4 protein-coding genes and 2 pseudogenes are annotated in these 4,407 nt (G+C 72.4%); 3 read left to right on the forward strand and 3 right to left on the reverse strand.

The window, feature by feature from the left end; all coding sequences use genetic code 11:
• Positions 1–606 (forward strand): annotated as a pseudogene (locus FV222_RS18200) (hypothetical protein); the annotation flags it as partial.
• Positions 607–675: 69 nt separating this feature from the next.
• On the opposite strand, the gene FV222_RS18205 reads toward FV222_RS18200, so the two are convergent.
• The 3 genes from FV222_RS18205 to FV222_RS18210 are packed head-to-tail and all read right to left on the reverse strand — an operon-like array spanning position 676 to position 1,535.
• Positions 676–1,083, reverse strand: a complete 408-nt coding sequence (locus tag FV222_RS18205; protein ID WP_147815324.1) for a hypothetical protein — start codon at positions 1,081–1,083, stop codon at positions 676–678.
• A 24-nt stretch (positions 1,084–1,107) separates the two neighbouring features.
• Positions 1,108–1,272 carry a hypothetical protein gene (locus tag FV222_RS29805; RefSeq protein ID WP_187273766.1) on the reverse strand — a complete coding sequence of 55 codons (165 nt, stop codon included), beginning with the start codon at positions 1,270–1,272 and terminating at the stop codon, positions 1,108–1,110.
• A 56-nt stretch (positions 1,273–1,328) separates the two neighbouring features.
• Positions 1,329–1,535, reverse strand: coding sequence for a hypothetical protein (locus tag FV222_RS18210; RefSeq protein WP_147815325.1), 207 nt, complete (start codon positions 1,533–1,535; stop codon positions 1,329–1,331).
• Positions 1,536–2,259: 724 nt separating this feature from the next.
• Between FV222_RS18210 and FV222_RS18215 the strand changes: the two genes are divergently transcribed.
• Complete coding sequence (locus FV222_RS18215; protein ID WP_147754684.1) at positions 2,260–3,657, forward strand: TAXI family TRAP transporter solute-binding subunit; 1,398 nt, start codon at positions 2,260–2,262, stop codon at positions 3,655–3,657.
• Between the two features lie 276 nt (positions 3,658–3,933).
• A pseudogene (locus FV222_RS18220) lies at positions 3,934–4,407 on the forward strand (chromosome partitioning protein ParA); the annotation flags it as partial.

Consider the following 4,407-nt stretch of genomic DNA (forward strand, 5'->3'; position numbering starts at 1 on the left):
GGCCTCGGCGCGGGGCTGGCGACGCTGCCGGTGCGGACCCTGTCGCTGCTCGCCGCGACCTTCCCGTTCCAGAACACCGCGCGGGAGGATTCGCACACCATCGGCAACCTGGACCCGCCGCGCCCGGCGGCCGGGGTGCTCGCCGACGCCCAGCAATCGGCTGCGCCCTTCGGCACCACCCACGAGCTGATGGGCCTCGACGCGCCCGGGCTCGAGCGGCACCACCCCTACGCGACGCTCGCCGACGCGGCGATCGACTGCCCGCGCTCGGACCGTTGGCTGACCCGCGCGCGGCTGGCGCGCGCCGACCGGCGCGGCAACTTCTGGGACAGCACAGACCTCGCGCCCCGCTTTCCGCAAGAGGACAGCCTGCACGAGAACGGGCCGGCCGCGCGCTTCCTGCACGGCCTCCAGCTGACCGGCATCGCGCCGATCACCCGGCCCAACGACCCGTTCTGGAACGTCCGCGCCTTCGACAACGCGCTGTCGCGCCACGACGGCTATCGCCTGTCGTCGTTCATCTGCGCCCTGAACCAGCTCGTGATGGACGACATCACCGACGCGCCCGCCGCGATGAGCGACCACCAGGACGTGCCGGGGCGTTAGCGCAAGCCAAGCTATCCTGCCGGTCGCGCTACCGGCTCGACGCCCCCCTGCGCCGGCCCGCCTTGTGCGTCAGCCCGCTTTGCTCGCCGTCCAGCGGCCCGAGCAGGCGATCGGGCCGGCGAGCGTCCAGCGCCCCGAACCGGCCGACGCCCGGAGCTGCCCCTCGACGGCGATGCTGGCGAGCCCGCTCTTGATCGAACCGACGATGCGCCCGTCCTCTCCGACGCGGCCCGAGGCGTCGGCCCCGCTGCCGCCGTCGTCGTCGACGACGCCGGCGCGGATGACGATGGGATAGCGGTAGGGGCCGGTGCAGCCGCCATCCTCGACGGTGGCGGAGACGGACCAGCGCCCGTCGAAGCTGGGCTCGGCGGCGGCGGCCGGAGCGATTGCGGCACAGGCCACGGTCAGGGCCAGCGCGGCGAGTTTCGCGGTGAGCACGGGGGAGATGGACGACAAGGACGTCGAAAACGGTGGCATGGGCTCCTCTTCAAGGCCGGCCCGTCAAGCGGGCGGCTCGGTGTCGTCCGCATCTTGAGCCAGATAGCGGACCATGAGTTCGCCCGTGGCGCGGGCGGCGTAGTCCGCGATCGGCTCGCCGGCACGGGGCGGGATGAAGGTCGTCAGGCGCAGGCCGCCGAGGGTCGCCATGAGTCCGCCGCGGGCCATGCCCGATTCGATGGCCTCCGCGATGGCCTGCGCCTCGTAGGTCTGCAGGCCCGCGCTCAGGCACGGATTCCCGGAACCGTCGGCTCGCCGGGCAGAGGCCCGGGATCGATGACGGGTTCGAACGGGACGTCGGGGGCGGGCTCCTCGAAGGGCGCGGACGGCTCGTCCGGCCCGAGCGGGCGCTCGCCGGGGAACGGACGCGGCGGCGGCTCGGACGGCGCGTCGCCGCCGGGACTCGGATCGGGCATGCCGGGGTTGGCCACTCTTGGGATCCTTCCTGCGTGCTTGTCGGGACGGCCTACGGGCCGAGCGTGCACCGAAGGCGGCACGCCCGGCCCTGCGGCCATGCCGGACCCGAGCGGGGGTCTCATCGGGTCCGACACAACTTGGAAAGTCTTCCGCCATGACCTTGGAGGGATGACCTTCAAGGGTCTGGCGATGACCGAGAGATATGTACGCGCCAGGTCCGCTCAATGATGCAGACGTATCATTTTGATGAAACTTTATTTGGTAAAGCGCGGCGAAGCATGTGTCGTCCTCGCGTGATCGCGTGGGCTACAAACGGCGAACATCCGTCACGACAGTCCCTCGGACGCTCCTGTATCCACGCAGCCGGCCACGGCCTCGGACGACCCGCGGGTTCCCCCTCTCCCCGCGGGCGGGGAGAGGCCCGGCTGCACCCCGTCGTGCAGCCGGGAAGCGGAGGCGAAGCCGAAGCGGCGGTGAGAGGGTGCCGACGGATGAGGCTCTTTCGTTCGAGCCCCCTCACCGTCGGCTGCCGCCTCGCTTTGCCGACGACGAGATCGGCAAAGCCCTCTCCCCGCACGCGGGGCGAGGGGATGCACGGGCAGCCGTCCTGCTTTCGCTGGAACCGTCTTCGGGCGGTGCTTGTTTCGGGCCGGCGTGATCCACGCAGCAGGGAGGGCGGTCGAAGGTGCTGGTCGTCCGCCCGAGTTCTCGGCACCCTTGCACCTCAAGTCGCCCGCGATGAGCGTCGCCGCCTTGGCGCTGCGCCGCGAATTCGCGTTCCTCGCCCTCGCGGTGGTGCTCGGGCTCGGGGCGGCGGCGGCCTACTGGGTGTCGCGCGCCACGGTGCTGACCATCGCCGTGGCGCCCAGCGACGGCACGGAGCCGGCCGTGATCCGGGCCTACGCCGACGCGCTCGCCCGGCGGCACAAGGAGATCCGCCTCAAGATCCTGGCCTTCGACGACGTGCGCGACAGCGCGGCGGCGCTCCAGGACGGCCGGGCCGACCTCGCGGTGGTGCGCCCCGACGTCGACCTCCCCGACAACGGCCTGACGCTGGCGATCCTGCGCGACCAGGCGATGATCATCGCCTCGCCCGAGGCGTCGGGCTTGAAGAGTTTCCCGGATCTCGACCGCAAGCGCCTCGCCATCCTCGCCCACCGCGACGCGGACCAGGACCTGATCAAGGCGATGGTCGAGCATTACGGCCTGACGCTGCTCGACCACGATCCCGAGGGGCCGGTGCCCCCCCGCCACGTCGCCCTGGTGGAGATGCCCGAGGCCGACCTGACCTCGGCCTTCGCCCGGCGGCGCGTGGACGCGGTGATCTCCGTGATCTCGCCGACGGCCCCGGCGGCGCAACGCATCATCGGCATCGTGCAGGGCGTCAGCAAGAACCGGAAGGTCGCCTTCGTCGCGGTCGCGAACGCCGCCGCCATCGTCGCCCGCCTGCCGCGGCTCCAGGCGGTCACCATGCCCGCCGAGACCTTCGGCGGCAGCCCGCAGGTCCCCGCCGAGGACGTGGTCACCGTCGGCGCCTCCTACCGGCTGATGGCGCGGGCGAACCTGTCCCGCGCGGTGGCCGCCGACGTGACCCAGCACCTGTTCGAGCTGCGCAGCGGCATGGCGAACGTGGCCCCGGCCGCGGACTACCTGCAGGCGCCGAGCTACGACAGCACCGCGGCCGCCACCAGCGCGCGGCTCCCGATCCATCCGGGCGCGGTCGACTATTTCGAGCGCGAGCAGCAGAGCTTCATCGAGCGCTACGAGACCTGGATCTACCTCGTCGCGTTCCTCGGTGGCGGCATCGGCTCGGCGGTGGCGTGGGTCGGGCAGCGCCTGTCGCGCATCCGGCGCGAGCGCGTCGAGGAGGCCACCGACCGGCTGCTGGAGATCCGCCGCGAGGCCCAGGACGGCGCGCCCGCGCGACGCCTGGAGATCCTCGCCCGCGAGATCGACGACCTGGCCGGCGACATCGCCAAGCATGCGCTCGAGCGGCCGACGGAAGCCAGGACCATGTCGGCGGCGGCCATCGCCATCGATGCGGCCCGCTCGACGGTCAAGCGGACCATCGCCGCCGGGGAGCCGCCGGTCGAGGAGCCGGACCTCGCCGGGCGCATGACCTCCACCAGCGCATGACCTCCACCAGCGCATGACCTCGATGGGCGCCGCATCCGACGCGGTGGGTTGATTGCGGAACCTCGGACGCCCGCGTCCGGCATCGAACCGGGAAACAGGATGCCCGACGAGCCAAGCTGATCCCTCGACGCAGCCGAACGCCAGGCCGGCCTGACGCCGGACCGAGCCACGACCGGCGCGCCGACGCGCCGGACTCCGCTTTTCCTTCGCCCCTTCTCTTCGCCCCTTCTCTTCGCCTTCCCTTCGCAACCCCTCCTTCGACATCGCGAGACGCCCATGGCCATCGACTATCGCTCGGAACTGCGCCGTCCCCTCCCGTTCAGCCTCGCGGTCGTCGCCGCGGTGCTGCTGGTCTGGCTCGTCGTCGCCTCCATCGCCGGGGCGCGCCAGCGCGGCGCCCGCGACCACCGCATCGCGGAGCTGCAGACCCAGCAGACGGCGCTGCGCGCCGACCTCGACCGGCAGGTCTCGACGGCCGGCACCTTGAGCGCGCTTCAGGCCAAGATCGCGACCGCCCGGCAGCAGGACCAGCAGGCGACGCAGGCCGCGGAGCAGGCCAAATCGCGTGCCGAGGCGCTGGCCAAGGATCAGCAGGCCGCCGAGGCCAAGGCGTCCGAGGCGCGCAAGTCCGCCGACGCCGCGTCGCAGAAGCTCGCCGACCTGCAAGCCCAGACCGCCCAGGCCGAGGGAAAGCTGACGCCCCTGCGCGAGGCCGTCGCCGCCGCCGAGAAGGCGGCGACGGCCTCGCGC

Source organism: Methylobacterium sp. WL103, from assembly GCF_008039885.1.
Classification (GTDB): domain Bacteria; phylum Pseudomonadota; class Alphaproteobacteria; order Rhizobiales; family Beijerinckiaceae; genus Methylobacterium; species Methylobacterium cerastii.

Bases quoted from the DNA above. Each gene is read 5' to 3' on its own strand.
- FV222_RS18205 (WP_147815324.1), bottom strand. From the start codon at position 1,083: ATGCCACCGTTTTCGACGTCCTTGTCGTCCATCTCCCCCGTGCTCACC.
- FV222_RS29805 (WP_187273766.1), bottom strand. From the start codon at position 1,272: ATGGCCCGCGGCGGACTCATGGCGACCCTCGGCGGCCTGCGCCTGACG.
- FV222_RS18215 (WP_147754684.1), top strand. From the start codon at position 2,260: ATGAGCGTCGCCGCCTTGGCGCTGCGCCGCGAATTCGCGTTCCTCGCC.